Source organism: Gilliamella sp. Choc6-1 (genome assembly GCF_001690385.1).
GTDB classification, from domain to species: domain Bacteria; phylum Pseudomonadota; class Gammaproteobacteria; order Enterobacterales; family Orbaceae; genus Gilliamella; species Gilliamella apicola_A.
Window position 1 is genome coordinate 14,363 of the sequence record NZ_LZHI01000013.1, and the last position, 22,793, is coordinate 37,155.

The following is a 22,793-nucleotide window of genomic DNA, read 5'->3' on the forward strand; positions in this document are numbered from 1 at the left end:
AGGTTGCAAAATAAATGTACGGAGATAGTTGCACATTAAAAAAATGGTGTTAGTTGTTCAGGTTGTAGATTTTGTTTTTACAAGTCGAACAGCTAACACCAATATCTTAAATATTGCGTGGTTGTTCTGGCCAATTGATATCAGACTGGTTAATATCGACACGCATTAACAATATTCGATATTTTTTCCATTGTTTAAGTTGCTCTTCTTCGTTTGCTTCTTGCATATCAAGATCGATAATATCTTGCAAAATAGCTATTTTTTCATTAGCTTCATTGATTAATTTTTGTTTTTTAGTGCTGTTTAGCTCTTTTTTATCATCAGATGTAATAATTGGCTCAATAGCTATTGGTTGTCCTCTTTTGTCTGATGTTATCACCAACCCGTTAGTTTGATTTTGTAATAATTTTGCGTGTAGCTCAGCACTGATTTCTATCGACCCCAACGGAACAGCGTTAATATCTGAATCGTAAAATGCGTTTTTTTTTGAATTGTAATAAATTGTCATAGTGTTTATCCTGTTTAATTGCCGATAGCGATAACCGAAAATCGCCCAGAAGCTCCGCCAACACCTCCACCGTTCAAAATAACTCGGGATGCGATAGCGATAGTTGAACGTGTTGAATGCTGCGCCGCATAACCATATGAGTACGCAGAGCGCAAATCCCATCCTGCAGAGTTTGCTTCTGTTATAATTACGTTAAACAAGTTGTTGGGAAACTCAATCGGCAACGTTAACAATAATGTACCTGCCGAGTTTGTCTGGGCTGAGCACCACTGGATAATCAAACCCGACGGTAATTTTTGATAGCCATTTGCGCCGATGCTGGCATCGAAATCGCTGAACGCAGCTATACCAACGCCATTGAACAGGGGGCGTTTTTTAAAACGGGTGTCAACGCTGACATCATAAATATTCACGTTTTTAACGGCTGGTAAAGAATTAATATCGTCAGCAATCAAGACGATGTCGTTATCGAGTTTTTTATTGTTAACCGATCGAGACATTGGAACGCAGTTACCTATCTGGTCATCAATATATTCACGCGTAGCCAACACGACAGACGGATCTATTTTTAATGCTACTGAATCAACATTATCAACAACAATAATCATTCTGATAACTTGAGTGCGCCCACTACCTTCAGCAAGTTTCGGTTTATAGGTTGATGGGCAGTTACCTACAGCTATTAAATGGCCGTTATCATCATACAGGCCGATTTCATGAATAAACCAACCGCCCTCATTTTCGGGTATCACTTGTTCAGCAATAATTTGATTAGGGTTGTTTTTATCCACTGATAGAGAATTTAAAGGCGCTCGGCGGACTTCGTTAACGAGTGCGATTTGTGTAGCGATAGGCTTTGGTATTGAACCATTACCATCGCCAACTGCCATGCTGGTTAATTTTAGCGGAACACCTAATGCGGTAGCATTAGCTAATAGTTCTGCGCCTAATTTGGTTAATATTGTGTAGTAAGTTTGACTCATGGTTGTATGCTCATTGTATCGATTAAGTTAATAATTGCGCCAATCAGACCTTTTGATGATGTTGTAATGGTTTTCGTAATATACGGGTAGATGTTTAATGTGTTTCCATCATAACAACTGGCTCCTGCTGTTGTGCTACCGCTTGTTACGAGTTGCAGTGATAAACCTGATAGATGCCTTGAAACGGGTTTAACATCATCAATGATACGGCTTAACTCTTGGTAAGATTCATCGGTAATACCCTTATCTGATATGCCAATTTCAATCGCAAATGTGCCGGGTGTTTTGTTGTTTTGCCACCATTCGATAACATTTATCAAATAACCAAATGGTTCAACTGCACGGCGAATGGCCTCCTTGGTACCTTTTAGTTTGTGAATTTCAAATGCCTCAGCAATAACTTTACGTTTTGTTTGTTCTGGCCATTTTTCGTCCCAACGATCAACGCTATATTGCCAAGCTAAATAAGGTAATAGCTCAAATGGGCATGTTTTTGGATCCCAAAGTGAACGTAAATGAATAGGTAGATCACAAATCATAGCTTGTGATAAATTTTTCTCAAATTGAGTGGCAGAGGGGGGTAATAGCGTCCTATTCGTCATAACCGGCAACCTCAACTTGATAATTTGTGCAATAACTGGCTTGTTCTCGATTGATTAATATATCTTGTGCAGGTTGTAGTAATTCGACACGTTGAACACCAGCAACATGTAATGCTGAAATAATGGCACTGCGATTAATTCTGCGCCCAATACGGTGCTTTTCGGTTATATATGCTTGTAAATTAGCAATTGCCGCTTTTTTGATGGGTTCTGATTCAGGACCTGAATATAAATAAAGTTTTGCGTTTATTTTATATTCAATCAATGTGACAGATTTCACAGTAACACGATCGGCAATGGGGCGGCGCCGATCTTGATTGACAGCGTCAGCAACAATGCTAATCAGATTATTACTGGCAATACCGTTATTTTCACGAGACAAAATGGCTAGCGTTACGCAAGCAGGTGCAGGACTTTCAGCGGCGGCATCTAGTACTCGACCATCCGCACTGCGGGCATAAAATTCATACGCGGCACGAGGACCCGCGACAGATAAGCCCTCAAATGCCGCTTGAATTCGTAGCCTAAAATCACTATCTGATTCTTTAATTTCAGGGATTGCAGGCGTGACAGTGTTATCTTCGTATTGAATGATTAAACGATAAACATGAAAGTTAGCCCCCAGATTGTCCAAGTCATTGCCTTTAGCGTGGGCAATCATTAATGCGTGCGATGCTTCGTTTATACGTTGGCGTATAATTAACTCATAATAAGTACTTTCTTGTAGTAGTTTAACGATTGGCTCACTTTCATATTGCAATGTTTTAGCGACTTCGCTTTGCTGTTCTGCTGGATATAGCGATATAAACTTTTCTTTACGTTGAGCAAATAAAGCTTCAAAGTTTAGTGATTCGATAATATCTGGTGCAGGTAATTTTGATAAATCAGTTAACGTGGCCATGTTGCAATCTCTATATCACTGGTAAAGGTTTGATTGGGCTTATCTGTGCGTGATCCGGTTAATTGCATGGTTAGCTTTTCGTTATCGGCAAAAATATCAACTGCATCCAGTTTTATGCGTGGCTCCCATTGATTTAGTGCCATTACTGTTGCTGAAATGATACGCAACCTTGTAGCTTCAGTATTTGGATTATCTAACAGCAAAAATAAAAAAGAACCATAATCGCGTCGTTCTATGCGTGAACCTATCGGGGTGGTTAAAATATCTTTAACGGATTGGTTAATGTGATCCATATCTGTGATGGTTCGGCCATTGCGGCTGTTCATTCCGATATAACTCATTTAGGACCTCCTGTATTCTCATCACCTGCGTGAACATCAGTGTGAACGTGCGAATCCAGAACAACGCCGTTCGACGATAAAATCCCATCAATATGAATCAAATTACCAGTTATGATGCTAGTGCTATCTGATGAACCGCTAGCACCGGAAGGCGAGCCGGTTGCACTAAATGTTCTAAACATTACGTGATCTGCACAATTAACCAGCGGAGCATCCAAATTAATTGTATTTGAGCTGTACGTAATAGTTGTTGTCATGAAGTTAATTCGTGTATCAGCTGAATATTCGAAAAATTGTGATTGAGCAGAAACTGTATTAGTCGCATGTATTGCCATTTTATCATCTGACTGCATTGTGATTTTTTTACCAGCATGTATCGCAATTTCTGTGCCAGCGTGCATTGTGATTTTTTTTCCAGAATTTAATGTTATTTCGTCACCGGCATCAATAAAAGCGGTTTTAATGCCGTTTATTGTCAAAGAACTATCTGCTGGCTCATATTTAAAAGTTGCACCGTCAGGAAACTCAACAAAACAACCGTGCTCAGAATCAGAAGGGGGAGCGTTATCATTACAATACAGGCTTGGTAATACGCAACCAAGTTCAAGGTTACCGTTAGGGCTTAAAATAAATACTTGTTCACCAATAGAAGGGCGCCACCAAGATCGGCTTTTGCCAGCACGATGAGTAAACCATGGCAACCAAGCAGTAACTAATTTTCCAGAACGGACTTTTACCCGATCGCCTTTGGTTTGATAAACAACGCCTTGGCGGATCAGGTTTTCAATTTTTCGTAATATATCGACTAGGTCGGCAGGGTGATAATTTTGCATAGCGTTATCATTATTATTTATAGGTAAACAATAAAGCTTATCGACTTGTAAAATTGATTTTTACAACTTACTAGCCAAGTGGGCGATAGTGATTTGCTCAATTATGTTATAGTCGTGTTGATTGAAGCCAAGCAACTTTCTGGACGGATATTTAATGGTCCAATCATCTTTTTTATTTACTCGTGCACGTAATCCGTAATGATGAATGTGTGTTATACGAGATACCGAATTAATAAATTTTACGGTAGCGCAGTTGCTGTTTGCTGATATGCGTAGATATTTAGTTGTTCGTAGCTTGGTAAACATTTTACGGCGAATCTTTCCCGTTTTTTTTCGAAACGCCTGTGGTCTTCTAGGTTCAAAAGAGGTGCCGTTTGGTTGTTTCTGGGCTGTAATACGTTTACGGTTACTTTCCCGTAGTTTTTTAGCAATTTCACGTGCTAATTTGGTGCGATTACTGTTATTTAGTTGAGTGAGTATGCCGTTTGCATACTCATGTAATTTATTTAATTCGTCGGCCATATTTCATTAACCCAATCAGGACGCATATCTATGGGTGGTTCGTCGGTAATGTGTTTGTATTCCAATCCGTTGCTTCCTTTTTTTACAATAACACGCTCTGTCAATTTCAGTTCAATACTGACATCGGTTGTATTATTGTTTAATTGCTCAATTTCAAATTTAATGGCACCTTTTCTTAGTTCAGGGTTTGCCATAAATTCTTGCTGATTGATATACATCCAACTCATTATTGGTACAATCAAATAATCAATGGGTTGTTCATAGTCAGTAATGATTAAATTAACTTTGTACTCATACTCAAAACTTAATGATTTGGCAGCCGTTGCTGTTATGTCACCGTCATCCACAAATATATGTAATTTATCGGGATTGTTTTTGATAAATAAATTATTGTCTTCAAGTACTTTTCGAAGTTGATTAATTTTTTTCATGCTGCTCCTGTTGGCATTGATAAATCATTTCGATTTGAACTGCACATTGATGCCATGCCGTTAAGATGGCTTGATTGTCGTCAATTAATGAGCGGTTCTGCTTTAAATTATTCATGGGAAGATAACAAGGCGTTACGGTTGGACATCCAGTTTTGATAATCTTCACTTCCTTTGATTTCTGGCCGTGTGTACAGCCGTTTAATAACATCAGGCAAATTAGTATCAGACCACATGCGTAATTGTTTATTTTCATTGATAAGTTGCTCCAATTGTTGTTGATATTGACGATTTAACGTATCAACTACTTGCAGTTGATTTTTTTGTTCTATTAGTTTTTGCTCGTTTGCTTGATACTGATCACTAAGGTCAAGCAATTCCTTGTTTTTATAATCAATGATTTCGATCAATTCTTGCTTGTCGTCTTGAAGTTGTAGATTGCTTGCCTGTAATTGTTTATTTTTGGTACTTAATAGCTGTTCTCGTAAATAGCTAAACGATAAGCAAAGCAGTAATAGCAACCAAGGTAACCATCTATTTTTTAGTAGATTTTGCATAGCTTTCGTACGCCTCTTTGAGTTTTGTGTCATAACTGTTTTTTTTGTAAGTTGGACCATTGTAGAGCTTGGCAAATGTTGAAAAATCGTTATTTTTCATAGCTTGTAATAGCTTGCAATTCGATCTATGAGAAATAAAGCGGTAAAATGCCTCTAACTGCATGGCCTCGCTTTCTGTCATATGTTGTTCAAATTGCTGAGCTGATTCATAGCCAAGTAGTTGCCAATGGAGCCCCATAATCTGAAATAAGCCCCAGCTAGCACTTTCAATTGCCGAATCCATATCAATTTGTTTGGCCAGAGTTAGCCGGTAGTTTTCACGAGCACCACCCAAGTAACCGCCAGCCTTGGGATTGATTAAATCTGGATAAGTGTGTGACAATTTTTCTACGTCAAAGCCATATTTTTTAAGTTGGCGATAAAAAACATGCCGCTCAAATAGAATTACGGGTAAGCCGTTTTTTATGCCTGATGAACGAGCTTCAACTTTGGTTACTGCTTGTACCATGGCTAATTCAATGCCAAGCTTATCGGCAACATTTTGTAATTGTTCTGTTGTTATCATTGTTTTACCTTGTTGTGTTGAGTCTTGTTAAAAAAATAGCAAAGTGCGGCAATGTTTCCCTTATTGATTAAAAAACAGAGAAGCAGTGCGGTATTCATAACAACTTGAGCATAATACGCACGTTCGAGTAACCCGAAAAATGAGAATAAAAATACTGCCGCACTGGATGTGATCATTAGCCATGCTAGCCAGCCATATCGGGCTTTATACTGGTAGTTTTCACGATCAAAGGTAAATAATCGAATAGCAATCAACAGGCAAATAAATGCATTAAAAATTATCATGATTTACCTCCTTTAAATTTGTCGAATAAAGCAGATGGGTCATCAAACTTTTTAATTAACCAAAGAAGTAGTTTGACACTTACCGCTGATGCCACTAATGCACCAAGACCAAGCGGTACCTTTGTTTGAATGTTGGACGGGAACAGTGGTATTAGTAAATATAGTGTTATTTCGGCTAACAATATTCCAAGCGCAAACGATATAAAAAATAGAATGGTACGACGAAGAACCGAGATATGTTCTTCACTAATTACCAGTAAGATTGATCCACACAGTGCACCTAAAATAATGCCGTTTTCAATATTGGGATAAATCATTGATATTGAAAATGCACTAATCACCGCGGTGAAGGTTGTTGTAGTTGGTTCTGTCATTCGGTTAATCCCATAAATTTAATCGTTTTTTTTCAGGCTCTGGCACCACTTCGGGCACATTTACAGCGGTACCCATAGGGAGCATTGCCGGCAGTTCACAGAGTGTTGGGTTTTGTTGGTAAATAATTTCAACAATCCCTTTAGTTTTGCCAAAAACTCGATACGCCAATGCGTCAACGGTTTCATTTTGCATTGCATAAACAATCATTAAATTAATTCCATGGTCGATCGTGATTTACCTAAAATGTCACGAATGGCATAACGAGCATTGCGATATAAATTGCCAATACTGTCGATGTTAGGCTCAATCTCGCCTTTGGCTTTGGCTTTTGCTGTTGCATCAAAATTGATGTACTGCTCATTCAATAATGCATTAGCCCACGAATAAACGGCGTGCTTGTACAAAAGTAAGTATTTTGATTCGCCATTAATTTGCTGGTCACTTAAATCATTAATTGATGTAATGCCAGCTGCTTGCTTTGTTATTCGCCAGCTATATAGATCATCATTAACAGCGATAATTGCACTGGTAATTGCGGCTTTTAGTCGCTCAGTTGTGACTGTACCGTCTAGCCGTTGAGTTTTTCGAACATCACTGATATTAATTGCTGGAAAAAACGAAATATTACTAATTTCGATATTGTCAGCTTCGTTAGCGCTTGCGATAGCCGTAAAGTCGTTCATAATTTACCTTTGTTAATCGGCGGTGGACAAAAGCGTTAACCTGCAGAATGCATTTATTGCTTTTGTGCCGCCGAGGTGTGAGGGTTCACTCGGTTAAGCATCGGTCTTATTTAAGGCCTTTTCTAATTCTTTGATGGCTGTTTTTACGCCACAACTTTCATCAAGTTCTAAAGCTCGTTTCAAATAACCTAACGCCTGATCTGGCTGTGTTTCTTTTAGTGCATAGCCAATGGCTTTATTTAGTTTTGCTCGAACCTGATCAAACATATCTTTATCAGCGACGAGTTCAGCAAATTTAAGCAAAATACCCGCATCAACAACTTGCTTGTTGCTAATCTGTGTTAGTGTGGTATTGGCTAGCTCTTCGGTGATGAGTGTGGCGGTTTGCCGTTTGTATTCATCAGGCGTAACCCAGTTATGTTTTAATGCATGTTCGGCCAGTGGGTATGCTTGTTCAAATTGTTTGGTATCAATCATCCAAACTAATAGGCGCATAAATACATCATCTTGCTGAGCATTATCAGACTCAAGCACGCCGTTAATCCAATCCATATATTCAGGAATAAGCACTTTTTTTAGCTCAATTTTTGCTTCTGTTGATTGAAATTTTTTCAAACGAAGGCGATCATTATTGAGCTTGGCCAGCATCATTTCATAAGCATTGGTTGTTTTTATATCGTTGGTATTACGCTCTTTTTGAGCGTAATGTTTCTGTAAAAATTTTTGAGCTGGTGATGCCATGTTATCGAACCTCGATGTTTTCAATTAAACAGCCTGCTTCGTAACGCTCTACGACAAACGCCTCGTTGGCAGATTGGTAATCTTCAATACGATCACGTTTCGGGTTGTCAATAATTTGACGGCGAGCGGTTCCATTTTGAATATAGATGGCCAAATTGCTAAATGTGGTAATAAGCATGGCACCTTTAGGGAAATACGGCACACGATACGCAGGTAATTCACCGATTGATTTTTTAGCCAGTAAAATTTGACCTGCTACTTTTTCGGTGTTTTTATCGGCGTCGTTAGCGATCGGGAAGTACTTATCATGAAGCAGTCCACGACCACAGATAACAACTAGACCGGTATCATCTGAAAAGACGGGATCAATTAAATTTTCAACCGCATCATAGACGAGTGCGTCCAAATTTTTATAATCACCACCGCTGTTAGCGACAATAATTTTACCCGGTTTTACTGTGCCTTCATTCATTACTCTTTCTGGCGCATCTTCACGGTAATGTTGCAACCAGCCTTTGTTGACATCTTGCAATAATGGGTTAGCGGTTCGATTGGATGTTACTGCACGGCTTGTGCCGTTAAAACCAATCATCATCCGATCTAATGCTTTTTGTTTAATTAGGGCATCACGTAAAATAGTTTGGAAGTTCTTTTTATGACGCCATGCGTCTAATTTTGCATAACGGATTGATGTATCGTAGTTAGTTTGTTCACAACGATAGTTAAACTTGTTAAGGTCGGAAATATCTACCGCTTCCCGATCTTGTGCTGTGGTATCGGTTGTGCTGGCTGTTGTGCCTGTTACACCAACGCCAACTTTTTCACCTTCTTGGGCATCAACAAATTCAAAATTGATTTTGCTTAAAAATTCGGATGATTGTTGTGTCCGTTTTTCTAATGTTTGGTTTACGGTTGGATCGACAGCAAAACTTTCACTGGCATTATCAATGCCGTTAAGCTGTGCAATGCGGTGTTTGAATCCGTTAAATAGCTTTCTTGTTTCATTTCTCATTATTGATTTCCCAATTTAGTTAATCTGTTTTGTTCTTTAATCAACTGTTTAGCAGTCTGTTTCAACGTCGATCGAGCCACCAGTAGAAAGAGGGCGATCAGGCGAATCTGGCAATTCACTTAATAGCTCGACAAGTTCGGTATTTTGTTTTTTGACATCACTTAGCTCGTTAGTTAGTTCAACAATTTTGGCTTCCATTTCCGTAAAGCGATCAGTTGTTGCTGTGGCGAACTGTTCGATAATCTCACCAAGTTGTACAAATTTGGTTGAGTCTTTTTCTGATTTGGTTTTGAATAAGCCAGTTAGACGATCCAACATGGCACTAAAAGCGGTATCACTTTGGGGATCCACCTCTTCAAAGTCGATCACTGTTTCTTCGGCAACGGTGAAAAGGTTATTGGGTGATTGTTTACGGCTAGCTAACGGGTTAACGCTTGCTTTTGCACTGAACTCTAAAAATTCGGTACCAAGGCTTGCAGGGTCGTCAGTGACAGCAAGACCAACAAGGTAAGCTTTGCCTGTGTCAGCAAATTCGGCATTAACTTCAATAGAGGTATAAACTTTTTGCTTAGCTTTATTAAGCTCAATGAGTTCATCAGTTGGTTCAATTTGTGCAAGTAATGCTAGCTTTCCTGCTAATGGACCGGTTTTGATTTCTTCGGCTCGTAATGCTAATACATCGCCATAGCGTTTAAATTGGCTATCAGGTGAATAACCTTTGATATGTTCTAAATTGATGCGTGCACCATAAACATCACGATCATAATTTTCTGCCATTTGCTCGATCCATTCTTTTTGGATCTTACGGCCGTCGGTGGTGGCACCTTCTACCGCAACACGAAACCATTTTGATTTAATTTTTTTTGACTTCTTAACGTCTGTCCCCATTGTTGTAATCCTTAGCTGATTGTTTTTGCCTTATGTTGAATTGACAAACGAAAGAGAGCAATTGGGGCAACTTGTAAATTAGAGTTTTACAACCTGAACAAACATAAAAAAATAAAAATGATAGGTAAATTGGCGTTACTAAAGGAGAACACATGGTAAACGTCAATTTATTAGATCATTTAATTAGTGATAATACCGACCCAAGAAAAGTTGCTAGATCGCTGTATTGGGCAGGGTATCGTATTAGTCGTATTTCTGAACTATTGAATGAAAATATTAATACTATTCATAGCTGGAAACGGCGTGATAAGTGGGATGAATCATCCGTATTGGGTAGGGTTAATGGCGTTCTTGAAGCGCAATTAATCCATCTTGTAATAAAACCAAATAAGGAAGGTAAAGATTTTAAAGAAATTGATTTACTTAGCCGTCAGTTAGAACGTACGGCCAGAATTGAAAAATATCAAAATGGCGGTAATGAAGTTGATTTAAACCCAAATATTGCCAATCGTAATGCCAAGCCGAAGAAAAAGCCTAAAACCAATCTTTTAACTGATGAGCAAATCGAAAAAATTAACGAACTATTTCATGATGGCTTATATGAGCATCAGAAAGTTTGGTATCGGGCTGGTTTACAAAACCGCATAAGAAACATTAACAAATCACGCCAAATTGGGGCAACTATGTTTTTTGCTCGTGAGGGTGCGGTTGATGCAGTGAATACTGGGCGTAATCAGATATTTTTATCCGCCTCAAAATCCCAAGCTTTTCAATTTCGGCAATATATTATCGATTTTTTCCACGGTATAGATATGGATCTGAAAGGCGAAGTTATCCACTTTCCACATAATGATGCCCGCCTTTACTTTTTAGGTACCAACTCTAAAACGGCACAAAGCTATCATGGTAATTTATATTTGGATGAGTATTTTTGGATTAATAAATTTTTAGAACTGCGTAAAGTTGCCTCTGGCATGTCGAGCCAAAAACGTTGGCGACAAACTTACTTCTCAACGCCGTCTAGCATTAATCATGAAGCATATAAGTTTTGGACTGGGGAGCTATTTAATAAAGGACGTAGAAAAGAGCAACGTATTAACGTTGATATTTCACATCAAGCATTAAAAGGTGGCAAATTATGTGCCGATGGGCAATGGCGGCAGATTGTTACGATTGAAGATGCCGAGCAATTGGGATTTGATTTATTTGATATTAATCAACTTAAGCTTGAATATAGTCCTGATGAGTTCGCTAATTTATTTTTATGTAATTTTATTGATGATTCATCATCAGTGTTTCCGTTATCCAGTTTACAACCGTGTATGGTCGATTCTTGGGATATTTGGGATGATTATAAACCATTTGCCGTGCGGCCACTTGGCGAGCGACCAGTATGGTTCGGCTATGATCCGTCACACACAGGGGATAGTGCGGGGTGTGCAGTTGTTTCACCGCCGATGGTTGAAGGTGGTAAATTCCGAGTCATTGAAAAGCATCAATGGACGGGGATGGACTTTGCCACACAAGCCGATGCTATTCGAAAAATGACTGAAAGATATAACGTCACCTACATCGGTATTGATGCTACTGGGTTAGGCGAGGGTGTTTATCAACTAGTTAAGCAATTTTATCCTGCTGTAGTGGCATTTAAATATTCAATTGAAGTCAAACAACGTTTAATCCTCAAAATGCAAGATGTCATCAGACGACAACGATTGGAATTTGATGCTGGATGGGCGGATTTGGCCCAATCGTTTATGGCTATTCGTAAAACATTAACAGCTAGCCAGCGTTATGTCACTTATGTGGCTGATCGCAATGATGAGGTTTCACATGCCGATATTGCTTGGGCAACCATGCACGCAATTTATAACGAGCCGCTAGAAAGTATTAGCGGAGCAAACAGCAACAGCGGATTTATGGGAGTATTTTAGTCATGACAGAATTTACACAACAAGATGAAAAGATAGAATGTTTTACGTTTGGCGATCGTGAGCCTTTAGCCGATGCAAAAGACTTATTAAATTATTTACAATGCACCCCGTGCGGCAATTGGTATGAGCCGCCAGTTAATTTAGATACGCTAGCCAATACCTTTAGTTCATCGTCATATCATAGCAGCCCGATTTATGTAAAACGAAATATCTTAACCAGTACATTTATTCCGCATAAATACTTATCACGTCAAGCATTTGAGCGAATCGCTAATGATTTTTTAATATTAGGTAATTGCTATCTCGAAAAACGGGCCAATATGCTAAGGCAAACCGACGGACTAAAGCCAACATTAGCAAAATATACCCGTCGTGGAATAGTCAAGAACGAATATTGGTATATTGATAAGTATTGGGAAGAGCATAAATTCAAAAAAGGGTCGGTGTGGCATATGCTTGCGCCCGATATTAACCAAGAAATTTACGGATTACCCGAATATTTAGCCGCCATTAATTCGGTTTGGCTTGATAACTCGGCTACCGTATTCCGTCAACGTTATTATAAAAATGGTTCGCATGCAGGGTTTATTTTATATTTATCTAATCCATCCCATAATGAAAAAGATATTGAAGAATTAAAGAAAGCATTGCAAAGCAGCCGTGGACCCGGCAACTTCCGCAATTTGCTCATGTACTCACCAAACGGTAAGCCAGATGGATTAAAACTGATACCCGTTGGAGAAGTGGCAGCTAAAGATAATTTTGCAGACATCAAATCAGTAAGCCAAGATGATATCTTAACAGCACACCGAGTGCCACCATCATTAATGGGCATAACACCAAAAAATACGGGTGGATTTGGTGATCCAGAAAAAGCCTCTAAAGTATTTGCTCGTAATGAAATCAAACCGTTACAAGATAGATTTTTACAGCTTAATGATTGGATGGGTGAGGAGGTAGTTAAATTTAATCCATACCTGCTTGAATAAAAATAAACAAAAATGTTTATTTCTAGATTGAAATAATAAACATTTTTGTTTATTATTTAACTGTCTTAAAACAGCACGGAGCAATAATGAAACAAAGTGAGTTTTTAAGATGGTTAGTTGCTCAAGGTGTTGAAGTAAAGCAAGGAAGTAATCACCTGAAACTTTATTACAACGGAAAGCAATCAACAATGCCAAGACATCCTAGCAAGGAGTTAAAAAACGGTACAATGATAGCAATCAAAAGGCAACTAAATCTAAAATAACTAAAGCCCTCGTGAGGGGGCTTTTCTTTAAAAGAGGTTATTATGTTTTATCCTGCAAAACTAACTAAAGAAGATGATGGCTATACAGTAACATTTAGGGATATTCCTGAAGCAATTACTTGTGGTGATGATTTGCAAGATGCGTTAGATATGGCTCAAGATGCATTAGTAACAAGTATGGATTTTTATTTTGAAGATCATCGTACCGTTCCATTACCAAGTAAGGCTAAAAAAGGAGAATATTTAATTGAATTACCCGTGAGTATTTTTGCCAAAGTGCTTTTACTTAATGAAATGGTTGAACAGAATATTTCTAACGTCGAGCTAGCAAAACGTATTCACGTAAAACCTCAAGAAGTGCAACGTATTGTTAATTTAGAGCATGCAACAAAAATCGATACGATCAGTAAAGCATTGTCTGCTTTGGGTAAACGTCTTGAATTAAATGTAGCTTGACTTAATCACATAATCAAATGAAAGTCCCGAAAGGGGCTTTTTTTGTTATTAGCATATATAAACATTCAGCTAACTAAATGTAATATTTGAAAATTTAATTTTAGCTGTAAAGCATATAGAGAAGCGATTTTTATTCTACACATAGCTGTTCACAGATTTTAAAATCTCTTCACTATGAGCGTTTTAGACAGGTTGTTGTTGATTTTTGATGATGATATAAAGGCTAAAAGTAAAATTGCGATATTTAAACCCCACGTCACCATCGCATTAAAAGTGTGTGAAATTGTGCAAAGTTGCAAACATCACAAAAGAAGCCCTAGTATAAGGGCTTTAGTGATCCGTGATCCTTTTTAGATCTTTCGTTTTCGTGCAGTGTAGACGTGCAGTAAAAAATTTTATAAATTTTCTTTTGATGTTGTTTTTAAAAAGCTCTCTTTTAAAGGTTCCAATAAATCACGAATCCAAAACAGTGTGATATCTTTATCACGCTCTGTTAGATGTTCAGACTCTGTTACAACACGGATAAGTAATTCAGCTCTCTCTACTTTTTTTGCTTTCTCTAATTCGTCCATTTCTAATACCTTACTGTTTTTATATACAGTATATTTATACAGTAATTTTTTAGCAAGGCGTGCGTGCCGCACGTTTTTTAAGGTCAAGGTCCTTGTTTGGTTTTTCTTTTTTAACTATTTTCCACTTAATCAGTCTGGTGCAAATAAACGAAGCTAGCCCTGACAGCGGTGAAAATACACCTTTTATTTTTTTAATAGTTTCTTCATATTGATTTAGTTCTTCTTCATAAGATAGCCTAACTTTTAAATCTTTACGCAAAACCATAGGACCACCTTGGTGGCTTGTATATGCTGCCCAGTCGCCAACATCTGCGGATGCTAAAACAGGATCAATAATTTTATCTTCTACTTTTTGATTTCTTAATCTGCGTAGCTCTCGCCAAACGGTAACAGGTGCACCGCCTAATTGTTGAAATTGGCGGATCTTCCAGCGGCTTGCCCAGGCAGTTACCGCTTTGGCTGTTTCTTTTAAGTTTTCGCCAGTTTCATCATCTACTTCATTATCCAACGCATAACCATCAATATTTTTAGAAATATATTTAGCGATATAACCCGTGGCCGAACCTGTCTTTTTATCAATCAGGGTAAATTCAAAGCGATTTTTGGCAGCTCCCTTTTCTTGCCCGTCTTCATCCATAGCATAGATCCACATTACTTTAAAAGCTGTTTGTAAATCTTCGGGACGCATAAAAACTAAAATATGCCAATGCGGTGTGCCGTCGTGATGAGGTTCTGCAACACGGAAGCCAAAAAACTTAATATCCTCACGATTAAGCTTTGCTCGAATCCTTGACCATACTTTACACAAATAGGCTTGGGTTTCACGTGGATTATTACCTTGCCAATTTTTGACAAATCCGCCTTTTGAGTAGGCACTATGGTATTTTGAAGGGGCGGTTAATGTAATAAATGCACCGGTATAACCCATTTCATCAGCCAAATCTTCAAAGCCCCTCATGCGGGTCATTAGCTCAGCACGACGAATAGCTGGATTGGAAATAGATTTATATACCTGCAAATCAAGTGCTATTTGTTCGCCAGTTTCTTCATTTTCAATTGCCATTTGTTCTAAATATTTTTTATTGCGTCGCTTTTGTTCTTTCCATTCTGATTGGCAAGATTGACTGGCATAGGCGGTAGCTTTCTTTTGTACTTGCCCAACGGCAATAGCCAAATGTTCATGCTGGAAATCTCGACGAATTTTTAACTTGTTATACCACCAATCCTCATTGGTTAATTTTGCCAACGCTCTGACAATATTTTCATTGGTTAACTTTCCATTTTTATAATCGGCAAAGTAGGGCGGTACGATATTGATGCCGTCTAGTTCATTTAAAACAGATTTATAAAGTTGATACTCAAGCCCAAGCTGATTAACCTCATTGGCAGATAAACAAAACTCATGATCAGCTAATAATTGTTGTATAAGTTTATCTATGTAACGGGCTATTTGGACACCAAGCTCAGCAATTCGCTCTCTGCCAAATGTAGGCAAGCTCTCAAACTCAGCAGAAAAGTTAATAGATAGTGCGCTTGGTTTAATAAATTCATATTGTTTATTAACCAAATCAAGCCTTGATTTAATATTACCGCCAAGTGTTTTACGCAAAAATGTATTGGCGGATTTTCGGCTTTTTGTTCGAAATAGTTTGATGTATTCATTTGCAAAATAGCTACTTAAAAAGTCTGGCAAACCAGAAAAATAATTAGCCCTAAAATTATGATCTTCGGTATCTACTTGCCATAATTTTATTTCATTATATGAAAGCCCATTAGGCATTTTTGGTGATAATTCATGTGGATTAACTGGCGTTCTGATAACTTCTTTATTAGGTAAGAATTTCCCAACTTTTTCATAATAATCACGCATATCAGAAAGCAAGGCATATTTAGCCTTGTTACTGATTGATGGTAGGTTTTGCGTGATTGATGTCATGTTATTATTCTTGTATCAGTATCAACTTATTGTCTTTAGCAAGGCTAAGCATTACATAGCCTTTCTGTAGATACGTTTCATCTTCTAATACGTGAGAAATATATCGAGTAATTTTGCGGCATGTATAATTACCATTAGCAAACTCATGTAAACATAACGCATCACCAACACTATAATTACGATCGTTGATACGTAATTCTGCCGTTTTCCTTCCCGCTAAAATCGCTTCAAAATGTTCTGTTTGAATTTTTAAGTTATGTAATTTCATTATCTAGCCTCTAAATCATATCTGGCGTTAACGCACCAATGATCTCTTTTGCAGACTTTCGATTGCCATTTGCCGCAACCGACCGCGGTGCGTCGATTTCGTAGATTTCGAAATCACTAAAAATACCTTTTACTATTGTGTTGTTACTGTTTGATACGATTGCAGTTGCTCCGCGCCTGACAGCGTGAACCAGTAAATCACGCAATAACTTCGTGACTGGGTAATTGAATTTGTGGGGGGTGTAGCCGGTGAAAATATCGTTTTTAGTGCCCGAAATGTATGGCGGATCGCAATAAATAACGTCGCCCGCTTCGGCCATTTCGATCGCAGCCCTAAAGTCTGCCGCCATTAATGTAACCGGGACAGAGTTCAGTTTGCTGCTGAATTCGATTAGTTCAGCTTTTGGGAAGCGAACCTTTTTATATTTGCCGTGCGGCACATTAAATTCGCCTTTTTGGTTATAACGGCAAACACCGTTAAAGCAATGACGATTTAAATAGATAAATTCAGCAGCACGTTCTAACGCAAATGGTTGCGTTATATTGCAATTAAAACGGTAGCGAACTTCATAAAAATCAACGTCACTATCAAATAGTGATTGAGCGGTATTTACTAATCTGACTAAGTCATCACGTAACCAACGATAAACGTTAATTAAATCACGGTTTTTATCAGCTAATATATAGCTATTATAATTTGTATTGATAAACACATTACCCGCCCCAACAAACGGCTCTATTAGCCGCTGGCCGTCTGGCAAGTGAGGTAATAATTGAGGGATAAGTCGACCCTTACCGCCGACCCATTTCAAAAAAGACTTTTCCACACACATTTTTTGAGCCTTAAAAGATTTGGGGCCAATTGCCCCGATTGATTATTGATTAATGGATTTATTCTGCTTCGTCTTCTTTGATTTCAAACTCAAGAACATCTGTGAAGTTATCAACCGCGGAATCATATAAACCGACTGCTTCACAAACAATCGCATCGCTACCGTGCGCTATAGCAAAGATTGTTGCACACTTTAATTCTTTTACTTGCTCTTTAGAGATGCTCATTACTCGCACGCCATAACCCACAATTAACTCAAACTGATAATCATCTACATTTATAACTTTAATTGTTTTGCAAGATTTATTTTCAAATTCACAAAGCATCTGTTTTTCTCCTTTATTTTTTGTTTTAAGTAGCGGTGTTTCACGCTGCAAACACCAAGATTTTTCAAAGTGATCCGCAAGTTTTTGCAGTTCCGCAAGTATGCGGACGTGCTGCGGGGTATAACCCATGGCGGATCGCAATTTATTTACTAACCCCATGCTTTACCTCGTGTTCTTCTTTTTGCTGACAATAAACACACAAACTACAACCCGGCACGGCGTCACGTCTTGCCTCCGGTATTGGTTCACCGCATTCACAGCAATAAAGTGATGATTTGCCGGTGTAAACCTTTGCACTTGCATTTTTCACAGCCGCGGCGGCAACTGTTTCAATGTGTGCTTGTGCTATATCTGCTAAATCTGCCATTAGATCTCCTCCCTCATTTGCTCACGTAAAAACTCCGCTTCATCACGTAGCAATTCAGCCGTTTCGGCAGCAGTTAGTTGTTCAGTTCGAATATGCGCCGCTAATCGCTCTAACTTTGTTGTAAAAACGTCACACAGTCCTTGGCGTAGATCACGTTTTGCGTTATTAATTGTTACGAGTAATTGACGTGTTAACTCCGGCGTCGCCTCTGTTTTCATGTCCATTTATGCCACCTTTTTAGTTTCTTTTTTAAAATCTTCTTCTTCACATAATGCGAATGCATCAATAATTGCTTGCAACCTGCGTAAACCTTTTTTCAGATCGTCAATTTCGTTATCTGTCAGGTTGTCGTAATTCATTTCCCACGCATGAGTAAATTGACTATCCACGTTATAAATCGTTGTAGTGCGTGGTTCGATGCCTGATGCGTTCAGCAGTAAACGCTTTTGCCCAGAATTTAAATTGTTAAAAGCAGAACGGGCTAAACTGCGCTGATTGCTTAATATTTGGTGAAACTCACGCAATAGACTGCGTGGTTCTATAGTTTGATTATTTTGCATTGTGTTCATGTAACCCCTCGCAATGTCTAGGATTAAGTGCGCCTAGACTCACTTAATTAGCCATTAACTTTTTATGCAACTTAATTACTTGCCCGTTCGACTTCTCAACCCAGCCTTTCTGGTTATGTTGATTGATTTTGATATAAATTGTTTTCGAAACGCCGGCGCATTTTGGGCTTAAATAGACTGCGTAGCTCATTGTTTATTCCTCTTTGATATTTAATTCAGGATTAAAGGCTTTAGCTCCCTCAAGGGTTAAAGCCACCATATTGATAAAAGTTGTAGAGCGGTCGTACTTGCCTGTGATTTGCTTTTTACGGATAGGAAGCTTGCCTTCACTAATATATTTTTTTACTGTGCGAGGATTCATGCCTGATACACGGGCAAATTCATCAACAGTGACATAAGGCGCTGAAATAGCTATTGATATTCTTGGCGTCATAGTGCATTATTCCTAGTTAGGTGTTTATATGTGTTTATATATAATAAAATTAGGATTTAGTTAATAATAAATTAACATTAAATAAATGTAAATAGGATTTTATTAATTTTTTGAGTTAAATACTAATTGGGTGATTAAGTTGTGAAAATCAATTTTGATACTGGTGGCGCAGATGTTTTAGACAGAGTTTTAAAAGCTTATGGTTTTAAAACTAAATTAATGTTGGCTAATCATTTGAATATATCTTCTGCAAGTCTTGTTCAACGCTATAAAAGGGATCAGTTCCCGTCAGATATAGTAGTGCGTTGCATGGCTGAAACAGGAGCTTCATTAGAATGGTTAGCTAATGGTGAAGGTGAATTTTTACCAACTGAACAACAATCAAAAGAAACAATTCTTTCTGATGATACGTTGGAAAAATTGGAACGACTAGCTGCGCTCAAAAAAGAAGGTGCAATCACTGAGCAAGAATTTAATGCATTAAAGGCTAAATTGATTTGATAGGAGATTAAAAGATGACAAACAATCATCTATGTTCAAATAAAGTATTATTTTTATTTATGATTGTTTGTTTTTTTGCATTTGTTTCTTCTATTTCATTGGCAACTAATTACGACGAAAAATCTATAATATTAGGTCTTTTTATTGTCGTTTTATTTTTCTTTTCAGCTTTAGGGTTTTTAGTATCTTTTCTGTTTTTGACCGTAAAAAAATTAATAACAAGCACCAACAAAGTAGTTTTAAAATTTAGTGGCATTAGTTTTTTAATTTTTTGCATATCAATTCTTTTGGCTGTATCTATTGATAAAGATCAGAATGAAGTGTTATTTTTGTCATCATCATTTGCAATTGTTATCTCTTTTTTTTCCTCAATAATATTTACTCTTTTCGTAGCAATACGTTTTATTTTATTCAAGTTAATATCATCCAAAAAAGAAGTTTCTCTTGTTAATGTTACAAATTCCAAACAAGTAGAAAAAGATAACAATCAAAAAGAAATAATAGAACAACATCTAGATTCTCATGTTAAACAAAAAAACAACAAGATGTCTAAAAGTTCACCTGAAAAAATTTTAAAAGCCAGAGCTAAAGCTAAAGCCAAAAAAGCAATTAAAGCAGAAGCAAAAAAAGAAAAAAAACAGAATCCAGTCAGAAGCATTTCTTACACACCTCCAACAGCAGAAGAAGAAAAAGAGAAAAAAGCTAAAGAACGTGATCGATATTTAAAAGATAATTTTGAATCTAAACTAAAAACAATAGGATGGGAAAGGATGAGCGGTAAATTAATATTTGCATATATCAATGTAAGAAAAGAATTTTTAATTCATGTTGTCCAATACATTCGGCAAGATGAAAAATATATTCAAGGTATAAATATAACAAACGGTGACAATGGGCAATTTAGAACGTATCGAAAAGATCGAATAATTGCAAAATTTGATAATGAACTGGATGCTAATTTATATGATCTTGCCGATAATTTAGATCATGCCATTGATGTTTTAGAATCAACTATTCCACGCTTGCAAAGTAAATCTGCTGCATTTAATACATTTAACATTCACTTCACAGGCTTTAGAAAAGCCGACAAAGAACGCTTAATTAAATTGGCAGAAGAAAAAAAATTAACTGTCCGACAAAGCGTAACCTTAAACCTGCAATTACTCTGTGTTGGCTATAACGCAAGCATCAAAAAAATTGAAAAAGCACAAGGAATGGGAATTAGCATCATGAATGAAAGCGACTTCTTAAACTTTTTAGAAACTGGTGAGATGTTATTGGGGGAGTGATTTAAAAAAGATTTATCTAACAATTTTTTGAAAAACAGGAATGTTTGGGAAACCTAAAAGAAAAAGGCGTAATAACCGATTAAGAATTTAGTGAGTTAAAGAGTAGATTAATTTGAGAAAAAAGAATGGGAAATAAATTGTATGAAGCTTTATTCTGATTGTTTGAAGAACGATATAGATAAATTATCTCCTCAAGAAATAGCCGAAAAAATTTATCTTATTTATAATTCTTATGTTTTTAGGGGTAAAGAGGATCTGCAATATGTCATTTATAAGCTTATAAGTGAGCATTTCAAGATTCCCATAACTTCTATTCAATTATGCGGTTCGGGTAAGACAGGCTATAGTTACTATAAGTCAAAAAAATTTGACGCAATAAGGTCTGATCTGGATATAGCTATAATTAGTTCGAGTTTGTTTAATTTCTATCTGGAAAAATCTTTACTAGATTCAGAAGGACTACAAAATACTTATTTTAAAAAACGTGATAATAAAAAATCATATATGTCTTATTTATCTAAGGGGTGGCTACGACCTGATTTTATGCCAGATATACCTTTGAAGACAGATTGGTTTACTTTCTTTGGTTCTATATCGAATAAATATACCATGCACTTTGCAAAAATAAATGCAGGTATTTTTTTATCTGAAATGATGTTTAATTATCAGCAGAAATCAATTGTTGATTTTTATAGGAAAACGGAGCAGTTTGCTTTGGATGCAGATTTACCAATAATTAGTGAGTGAGGAAAATATGAATAGCCTTCAATATAAAGTTAGGTCAGTTAGCCTGTTAAATTATATAAATGAAGTTATGGCGGGTAGATATATTTTAGATGCGTATTTTCAAAGAAATTTAGTTTGGCGAGATGTGCATAATAGAGATTTTATTGAAACAATTCTTTTAGGGTTTCCATTTCCCCAAATTTTTATATCTAAAGGGAAAATTGATGTTGAAAAAATGGCAACAATATCATGCATTGTAGATGGACAGCAAAGAACAAATGCCATTTTAAAATTCATTAGAAATGAATTCCCTGTTAAAAATAGATATTTTAGCGAATTATCTCCAGACGAAAAAAATGATTTTTTTAAATATGAAATAGCATTGATAGAGTTAGACCTAGAAAATGATGATCCTAAAGTTAAGGAAATTTTTCAGCGGATTAATAGAACATCAAATTCATTAACAACTATAGAAAAATTAGCCTCAGAATATTCTACATCAGAGTTTCTATTAGTTGCCAGATTGTTATGTAGTTCAATAGATATAAATAGAAAGCTAACTGACGATGAAGGAGGGGAATATTCCGATTTTAAAGAGGATCCGAATATACCTGAATCTTTTTATGTCTGGGCGAATACAAAAAAAGTAAAAGCATTTCAACGATTGATTAGCAATAAAAAGATATATACAGCTATGGACATACAAAGAAAAGTTCATTTGATGCATGTGCTTAATTTAATGTCTACTTATCTATTTTCATTTTTTAATCGTAATGAAAAAAGCTTCTTGGCATTGGATGAGCTTAGTATTAACTTTGATAAAAAAGATGAGCTTGTTGATGTATTTGAAGAAAGAGCGAACCTTATATTAAAAATGAAACTCGATAATTTTTGGTTTAAAAAAGCAAATATTTTTTCATTAATAATAGCATTAGCAACTGCTAATCTTGATGATATAGCTGTTGAGAAATTAGAAGAAAATTTAAATATATTTGCTTTAAATCCTGCTGATGAATATAAATTAGCAGCGGCTGAAGCTGTTAATAACAAAAAAGAAAGGTTGCTTAGGCATAATACAATTTTACGATTGGTAAATAACTCCAGGTAAAT

The 22,793-nt window shown here is 36.9% G+C and carries 35 protein-coding genes and 1 pseudogene; 8 read left to right on the forward strand and 28 right to left on the reverse strand.

Annotated features, from left to right (window positions below):
- Window positions 1-106 precede the first annotated feature (106 nt).
- The 19 genes and pseudogenes from A9G36_RS01145 to A9G36_RS01225 form a co-directional block, all read right to left on the reverse strand.
- Window positions 107-508, reverse strand: coding sequence for a tail fiber assembly protein (locus A9G36_RS01145; protein WP_065574051.1), 402 nt, complete (start codon window positions 506-508; stop codon window positions 107-109).
- 14 nt (window positions 509-522) lie between these two features.
- Window positions 523-1,008 (reverse strand): gp53-like domain-containing protein, encoded by a 486-nt coding sequence (locus A9G36_RS10450; RefSeq protein ID WP_442902645.1) that lies wholly within the window; start codon window positions 1,006-1,008, stop codon window positions 523-525.
- 15 nt (window positions 1,009-1,023) lie between these two features.
- A pseudogene (locus tag A9G36_RS10455) lies at window positions 1,024-1,491 on the reverse strand (phage tail protein); the annotation flags it as partial.
- Window positions 1,488-2,093 (reverse strand): phage tail protein I, encoded by a 606-nt coding sequence (locus A9G36_RS01155; RefSeq protein WP_065574052.1) that lies wholly within the window; start codon window positions 2,091-2,093, stop codon window positions 1,488-1,490. The pseudogene A9G36_RS10455 and the gene A9G36_RS01155, both read right to left, overlap by 4 nt.
- Entirely contained in the window at window positions 2,083-2,994 is a 912-nt protein-coding gene (locus A9G36_RS01160; RefSeq protein ID WP_034945493.1) for a baseplate J/gp47 family protein, read from the reverse strand. The genes A9G36_RS01155 and A9G36_RS01160 overlap by 11 nt, the downstream gene beginning before the upstream one ends.
- A complete protein-coding gene (locus A9G36_RS01165) occupies window positions 2,982-3,335 on the reverse strand; it encodes a GPW/gp25 family protein (protein ID WP_065574053.1) in 354 nt (117 codons plus the stop codon). The genes A9G36_RS01160 and A9G36_RS01165 overlap by 13 nt, the downstream gene beginning before the upstream one ends.
- Window positions 3,332-4,168: a phage baseplate assembly protein V gene (locus A9G36_RS01170; protein ID WP_065574054.1), complete on the reverse strand. Its 837-nt coding sequence runs from the start codon at window positions 4,166-4,168 to the stop codon at window positions 3,332-3,334. Before A9G36_RS01170 ends, A9G36_RS01165 begins: the two co-directional genes overlap by 4 nt.
- A gap of 60 nt (window positions 4,169-4,228) precedes the next feature.
- A complete protein-coding gene (locus A9G36_RS01175; RefSeq protein ID WP_065574055.1) occupies window positions 4,229-4,690 on the reverse strand; it encodes a phage virion morphogenesis protein in 462 nt (153 codons plus the stop codon).
- Complete coding sequence (locus A9G36_RS01180) at window positions 4,675-5,121, reverse strand: phage tail protein (RefSeq protein ID WP_065574056.1); 447 nt, start codon at window positions 5,119-5,121, stop codon at window positions 4,675-4,677. The genes A9G36_RS01175 and A9G36_RS01180 overlap by 16 nt, the downstream gene beginning before the upstream one ends.
- Window positions 5,108-5,329 (reverse strand): Rz1-like lysis system protein LysC, encoded by a 222-nt coding sequence (gene lysC, locus A9G36_RS10250; protein WP_218055740.1) that lies wholly within the window; start codon window positions 5,327-5,329, stop codon window positions 5,108-5,110. The genes A9G36_RS01180 and lysC overlap by 14 nt, the downstream gene beginning before the upstream one ends.
- The gene (locus A9G36_RS01185) at window positions 5,229-5,675 is read right to left on the reverse strand and encodes a hypothetical protein (protein ID WP_065585281.1); all 447 of its coding nucleotides are present in this window, start codon (window positions 5,673-5,675) and stop codon (window positions 5,229-5,231) included. The genes lysC and A9G36_RS01185 overlap by 101 nt, the downstream gene beginning before the upstream one ends.
- Entirely contained in the window at window positions 5,653-6,240 is a 588-nt protein-coding gene (locus tag A9G36_RS01190; RefSeq protein ID WP_065585282.1) for an N-acetylmuramidase family protein, read from the reverse strand. The genes A9G36_RS01185 and A9G36_RS01190 overlap by 23 nt, the downstream gene beginning before the upstream one ends.
- Window positions 6,237-6,524, reverse strand: coding sequence for a phage holin family protein (locus tag A9G36_RS01195; protein ID WP_065585283.1), 288 nt, complete (start codon window positions 6,522-6,524; stop codon window positions 6,237-6,239). The genes A9G36_RS01190 and A9G36_RS01195 overlap by 4 nt, the downstream gene beginning before the upstream one ends.
- Complete coding sequence (locus A9G36_RS01200) at window positions 6,521-6,898, reverse strand: putative holin (protein ID WP_065585284.1); 378 nt, start codon at window positions 6,896-6,898, stop codon at window positions 6,521-6,523. The genes A9G36_RS01195 and A9G36_RS01200 overlap by 4 nt, the downstream gene beginning before the upstream one ends.
- A gap of 4 nt (window positions 6,899-6,902) precedes the next feature.
- The gene (locus tag A9G36_RS01205; protein WP_065585285.1) at window positions 6,903-7,106 is read right to left on the reverse strand and encodes a tail protein X; all 204 of its coding nucleotides are present in this window, start codon (window positions 7,104-7,106) and stop codon (window positions 6,903-6,905) included.
- The gene (locus A9G36_RS01210; protein ID WP_065585286.1) at window positions 7,106-7,582 is read right to left on the reverse strand and encodes a head completion/stabilization protein; all 477 of its coding nucleotides are present in this window, start codon (window positions 7,580-7,582) and stop codon (window positions 7,106-7,108) included. The genes A9G36_RS01205 and A9G36_RS01210 overlap by 1 nt, the downstream gene beginning before the upstream one ends.
- Window positions 7,583-7,675: 93 nt before the next feature.
- Window positions 7,676-8,323 (reverse strand): phage terminase small subunit, encoded by a 648-nt coding sequence (gpM, locus tag A9G36_RS01215; protein WP_065585287.1) that lies wholly within the window; start codon window positions 8,321-8,323, stop codon window positions 7,676-7,678.
- A 1-nt stretch (window position 8,324) separates the two neighbouring features.
- Window positions 8,325-9,335 carry a phage major capsid protein, P2 family gene (locus A9G36_RS01220; protein WP_065585288.1) on the reverse strand — a complete coding sequence of 337 codons (1,011 nt, stop codon included), beginning with the start codon at window positions 9,333-9,335 and terminating at the stop codon, window positions 8,325-8,327.
- 48 nt (window positions 9,336-9,383) lie between these two features.
- Window positions 9,384-10,223 (reverse strand): GPO family capsid scaffolding protein, encoded by an 840-nt coding sequence (locus A9G36_RS01225; RefSeq protein ID WP_065585289.1) that lies wholly within the window; start codon window positions 10,221-10,223, stop codon window positions 9,384-9,386.
- Between the two features lie 152 nt (window positions 10,224-10,375).
- Here A9G36_RS01225 and A9G36_RS01230 point away from each other — a divergent pair, with 152 nt between their 5' ends.
- The 4 genes from A9G36_RS01230 (at window position 10,376) to A9G36_RS01245 (ending at window position 13,865) form a co-directional block, all read left to right on the forward strand.
- Complete coding sequence (locus tag A9G36_RS01230; protein ID WP_065585290.1) at window positions 10,376-12,157, forward strand: terminase large subunit domain-containing protein; 1,782 nt, start codon at window positions 10,376-10,378, stop codon at window positions 12,155-12,157.
- 2 nt (window positions 12,158-12,159) lie between these two features.
- Window positions 12,160-13,146, forward strand: coding sequence for a phage portal protein (locus A9G36_RS01235; protein WP_065585291.1), 987 nt, complete (start codon window positions 12,160-12,162; stop codon window positions 13,144-13,146).
- A gap of 86 nt (window positions 13,147-13,232) precedes the next feature.
- Window positions 13,233-13,409 (forward strand): type II toxin-antitoxin system HicA family toxin, encoded by a 177-nt coding sequence (locus tag A9G36_RS01240; RefSeq protein WP_065585292.1) that lies wholly within the window; start codon window positions 13,233-13,235, stop codon window positions 13,407-13,409.
- 42 nt (window positions 13,410-13,451) lie between these two features.
- The gene (locus tag A9G36_RS01245) at window positions 13,452-13,865 is read left to right on the forward strand and encodes a type II toxin-antitoxin system HicB family antitoxin (RefSeq protein ID WP_034945528.1); all 414 of its coding nucleotides are present in this window, start codon (window positions 13,452-13,454) and stop codon (window positions 13,863-13,865) included.
- A gap of 395 nt (window positions 13,866-14,260) precedes the next feature.
- Here A9G36_RS01245 and A9G36_RS10085 read toward each other — a convergent pair whose 3' ends face one another.
- From A9G36_RS10085 to A9G36_RS01285, 9 genes are all read right to left on the reverse strand, one after another.
- Window positions 14,261-14,437, reverse strand: a complete 177-nt coding sequence (locus A9G36_RS10085) for a hypothetical protein (protein ID WP_155268321.1) — start codon at window positions 14,435-14,437, stop codon at window positions 14,261-14,263.
- A gap of 49 nt (window positions 14,438-14,486) precedes the next feature.
- Window positions 14,487-16,373: a replication endonuclease gene (locus tag A9G36_RS01250; RefSeq protein ID WP_081296645.1), complete on the reverse strand. Its 1,887-nt coding sequence runs from the start codon at window positions 16,371-16,373 to the stop codon at window positions 14,487-14,489.
- A 4-nt stretch (window positions 16,374-16,377) separates the two neighbouring features.
- Window positions 16,378-16,641, reverse strand: a complete 264-nt coding sequence (locus A9G36_RS01255) for a DUF3850 domain-containing protein (RefSeq protein ID WP_065585293.1) — start codon at window positions 16,639-16,641, stop codon at window positions 16,378-16,380.
- Between the two features lie 10 nt (window positions 16,642-16,651).
- A complete protein-coding gene (locus tag A9G36_RS01260) occupies window positions 16,652-17,473 on the reverse strand; it encodes a DNA adenine methylase (RefSeq protein WP_081296646.1) in 822 nt (273 codons plus the stop codon).
- 58 nt (window positions 17,474-17,531) lie between these two features.
- Window positions 17,532-17,957, reverse strand: a complete 426-nt coding sequence (locus tag A9G36_RS01265; protein ID WP_065585294.1) for a hypothetical protein — start codon at window positions 17,955-17,957, stop codon at window positions 17,532-17,534.
- A complete protein-coding gene (locus A9G36_RS01270) occupies window positions 17,941-18,165 on the reverse strand; it encodes a TraR/DksA C4-type zinc finger protein (protein WP_065585295.1) in 225 nt (74 codons plus the stop codon). Before A9G36_RS01270 ends, A9G36_RS01265 begins: the two co-directional genes overlap by 17 nt.
- Window positions 18,165-18,389 carry a DUF2732 family protein gene (locus A9G36_RS01275; RefSeq protein ID WP_065585296.1) on the reverse strand — a complete coding sequence of 75 codons (225 nt, stop codon included), beginning with the start codon at window positions 18,387-18,389 and terminating at the stop codon, window positions 18,165-18,167. The genes A9G36_RS01270 and A9G36_RS01275 overlap by 1 nt, the downstream gene beginning before the upstream one ends.
- Entirely contained in the window at window positions 18,390-18,734 is a 345-nt protein-coding gene (locus A9G36_RS01280) for a hypothetical protein (RefSeq protein WP_065585297.1), read from the reverse strand. It abuts the gene before it with no gap.
- 193 nt (window positions 18,735-18,927) lie between these two features.
- Window positions 18,928-19,167, reverse strand: coding sequence for a MerR family transcriptional regulator (locus A9G36_RS01285; RefSeq protein WP_065585298.1), 240 nt, complete (start codon window positions 19,165-19,167; stop codon window positions 18,928-18,930).
- Window positions 19,168-19,308: 141 nt separating this feature from the next.
- Between A9G36_RS01285 and A9G36_RS09820 the strand changes: the two genes are divergently transcribed.
- The 4 genes from A9G36_RS09820 to A9G36_RS01305 all read left to right on the forward strand — a co-directional run bounded on the left by A9G36_RS09820 (window position 19,309) and on the right by A9G36_RS01305 (window position 22,791).
- Window positions 19,309-19,668, forward strand: a complete 360-nt coding sequence (locus A9G36_RS09820; RefSeq protein WP_081296647.1) for a helix-turn-helix domain-containing protein — start codon at window positions 19,309-19,311, stop codon at window positions 19,666-19,668.
- Between the two features lie 14 nt (window positions 19,669-19,682).
- Window positions 19,683-20,957 (forward strand): BRCT domain-containing protein, encoded by a 1,275-nt coding sequence (locus tag A9G36_RS09825; RefSeq protein ID WP_081296648.1) that lies wholly within the window; start codon window positions 19,683-19,685, stop codon window positions 20,955-20,957.
- A 141-nt stretch (window positions 20,958-21,098) separates the two neighbouring features.
- On the forward strand, window positions 21,099-21,704 hold the full coding sequence (locus A9G36_RS01300; RefSeq protein WP_065585299.1) for a hypothetical protein: 606 nt from the start codon (window positions 21,099-21,101) through the stop codon (window positions 21,702-21,704).
- A gap of 7 nt (window positions 21,705-21,711) precedes the next feature.
- Window positions 21,712-22,791: a DUF262 domain-containing protein gene (locus A9G36_RS01305; protein ID WP_065585300.1), complete on the forward strand. Its 1,080-nt coding sequence runs from the start codon at window positions 21,712-21,714 to the stop codon at window positions 22,789-22,791.
- Window positions 22,792-22,793 lie beyond the last annotated feature (2 nt).

What these genes read in the sequence shown, in the direction of transcription:
- A9G36_RS01145 (WP_065574051.1), bottom strand. Translation starts at nt 508, where the DNA reads ATGACAATTTATTACAATTCAAAAAAAAACGCATTTTACGATTCAGAT.
- A9G36_RS10450 (WP_442902645.1), bottom strand. Translation starts at nt 1,008, where the DNA reads ATGTCTCGATCGGTTAACAATAAAAAACTCGATAACGACATCGTCTTG.
- A9G36_RS01155 (WP_065574052.1), bottom strand. Translation starts at nt 2,093, where the DNA reads ATGACGAATAGGACGCTATTACCCCCCTCTGCCACTCAATTTGAGAAA.
- A9G36_RS01160 (WP_034945493.1), bottom strand. Translation starts at nt 2,994, where the DNA reads ATGGCCACGTTAACTGATTTATCAAAATTACCTGCACCAGATATTATC.
- A9G36_RS01165 (WP_065574053.1), bottom strand. Translation starts at nt 3,335, where the DNA reads ATGAGTTATATCGGAATGAACAGCCGCAATGGCCGAACCATCACAGAT.
- A9G36_RS01170 (WP_065574054.1), bottom strand. Translation starts at nt 4,168, where the DNA reads ATGCAAAATTATCACCCTGCCGACCTAGTCGATATATTACGAAAAATT.
- A9G36_RS01175 (WP_065574055.1), bottom strand. Translation starts at nt 4,690, where the DNA reads ATGGCCGACGAATTAAATAAATTACATGAGTATGCAAACGGCATACTC.
- A9G36_RS01180 (WP_065574056.1), bottom strand. Translation starts at nt 5,121, where the DNA reads ATGAAAAAAATTAATCAACTTCGAAAAGTACTTGAAGACAATAATTTA.
- lysC (WP_218055740.1), bottom strand. Translation starts at nt 5,329, where the DNA reads ATGTTATTAAACGGCTGTACACACGGCCAGAAATCAAAGGAAGTGAAG.
- A9G36_RS01185 (WP_065585281.1), bottom strand. Translation starts at nt 5,675, where the DNA reads ATGCAAAATCTACTAAAAAATAGATGGTTACCTTGGTTGCTATTACTG.
- A9G36_RS01190 (WP_065585282.1), bottom strand. Translation starts at nt 6,240, where the DNA reads ATGATAACAACAGAACAATTACAAAATGTTGCCGATAAGCTTGGCATT.
- A9G36_RS01195 (WP_065585283.1), bottom strand. Translation starts at nt 6,524, where the DNA reads ATGATAATTTTTAATGCATTTATTTGCCTGTTGATTGCTATTCGATTA.
- A9G36_RS01200 (WP_065585284.1), bottom strand. Translation starts at nt 6,898, where the DNA reads ATGACAGAACCAACTACAACAACCTTCACCGCGGTGATTAGTGCATTT.
- A9G36_RS01205 (WP_065585285.1), bottom strand. Translation starts at nt 7,106, where the DNA reads ATGATTGTTTATGCAATGCAAAATGAAACCGTTGACGCATTGGCGTAT.
- A9G36_RS01210 (WP_065585286.1), bottom strand. Translation starts at nt 7,582, where the DNA reads ATGAACGACTTTACGGCTATCGCAAGCGCTAACGAAGCTGACAATATC.
- gpM (WP_065585287.1), bottom strand. Translation starts at nt 8,323, where the DNA reads ATGGCATCACCAGCTCAAAAATTTTTACAGAAACATTACGCTCAAAAA.
- A9G36_RS01220 (WP_065585288.1), bottom strand. Translation starts at nt 9,335, where the DNA reads ATGAGAAATGAAACAAGAAAGCTATTTAACGGATTCAAACACCGCATT.
- A9G36_RS01225 (WP_065585289.1), bottom strand. Translation starts at nt 10,223, where the DNA reads ATGGGGACAGACGTTAAGAAGTCAAAAAAAATTAAATCAAAATGGTTT.
- A9G36_RS01230 (WP_065585290.1), top strand. Translation starts at nt 10,376, where the DNA reads ATGGTAAACGTCAATTTATTAGATCATTTAATTAGTGATAATACCGAC.
- A9G36_RS01235 (WP_065585291.1), top strand. Translation starts at nt 12,160, where the DNA reads ATGACAGAATTTACACAACAAGATGAAAAGATAGAATGTTTTACGTTT.
- A9G36_RS01240 (WP_065585292.1), top strand. Translation starts at nt 13,233, where the DNA reads ATGAAACAAAGTGAGTTTTTAAGATGGTTAGTTGCTCAAGGTGTTGAA.
- A9G36_RS01245 (WP_034945528.1), top strand. Translation starts at nt 13,452, where the DNA reads ATGTTTTATCCTGCAAAACTAACTAAAGAAGATGATGGCTATACAGTA.
- A9G36_RS10085 (WP_155268321.1), bottom strand. Translation starts at nt 14,437, where the DNA reads ATGGACGAATTAGAGAAAGCAAAAAAAGTAGAGAGAGCTGAATTACTT.
- A9G36_RS01250 (WP_081296645.1), bottom strand. Translation starts at nt 16,373, where the DNA reads ATGACATCAATCACGCAAAACCTACCATCAATCAGTAACAAGGCTAAA.
- A9G36_RS01255 (WP_065585293.1), bottom strand. Translation starts at nt 16,641, where the DNA reads ATGAAATTACATAACTTAAAAATTCAAACAGAACATTTTGAAGCGATT.
- A9G36_RS01260 (WP_081296646.1), bottom strand. Translation starts at nt 17,473, where the DNA reads ATGTGTGTGGAAAAGTCTTTTTTGAAATGGGTCGGCGGTAAGGGTCGA.
- A9G36_RS01265 (WP_065585294.1), bottom strand. Translation starts at nt 17,957, where the DNA reads ATGGGGTTAGTAAATAAATTGCGATCCGCCATGGGTTATACCCCGCAG.
- A9G36_RS01270 (WP_065585295.1), bottom strand. Translation starts at nt 18,165, where the DNA reads ATGGCAGATTTAGCAGATATAGCACAAGCACACATTGAAACAGTTGCC.
- A9G36_RS01275 (WP_065585296.1), bottom strand. Translation starts at nt 18,389, where the DNA reads ATGGACATGAAAACAGAGGCGACGCCGGAGTTAACACGTCAATTACTC.
- A9G36_RS01280 (WP_065585297.1), bottom strand. Translation starts at nt 18,734, where the DNA reads ATGAACACAATGCAAAATAATCAAACTATAGAACCACGCAGTCTATTG.
- A9G36_RS01285 (WP_065585298.1), bottom strand. Translation starts at nt 19,167, where the DNA reads ATGACGCCAAGAATATCAATAGCTATTTCAGCGCCTTATGTCACTGTT.
- A9G36_RS09825 (WP_081296648.1), top strand. Translation starts at nt 19,683, where the DNA reads ATGACAAACAATCATCTATGTTCAAATAAAGTATTATTTTTATTTATG.
- A9G36_RS01300 (WP_065585299.1), top strand. Translation starts at nt 21,099, where the DNA reads ATGAAGCTTTATTCTGATTGTTTGAAGAACGATATAGATAAATTATCT.
- A9G36_RS01305 (WP_065585300.1), top strand. Translation starts at nt 21,712, where the DNA reads ATGAATAGCCTTCAATATAAAGTTAGGTCAGTTAGCCTGTTAAATTAT.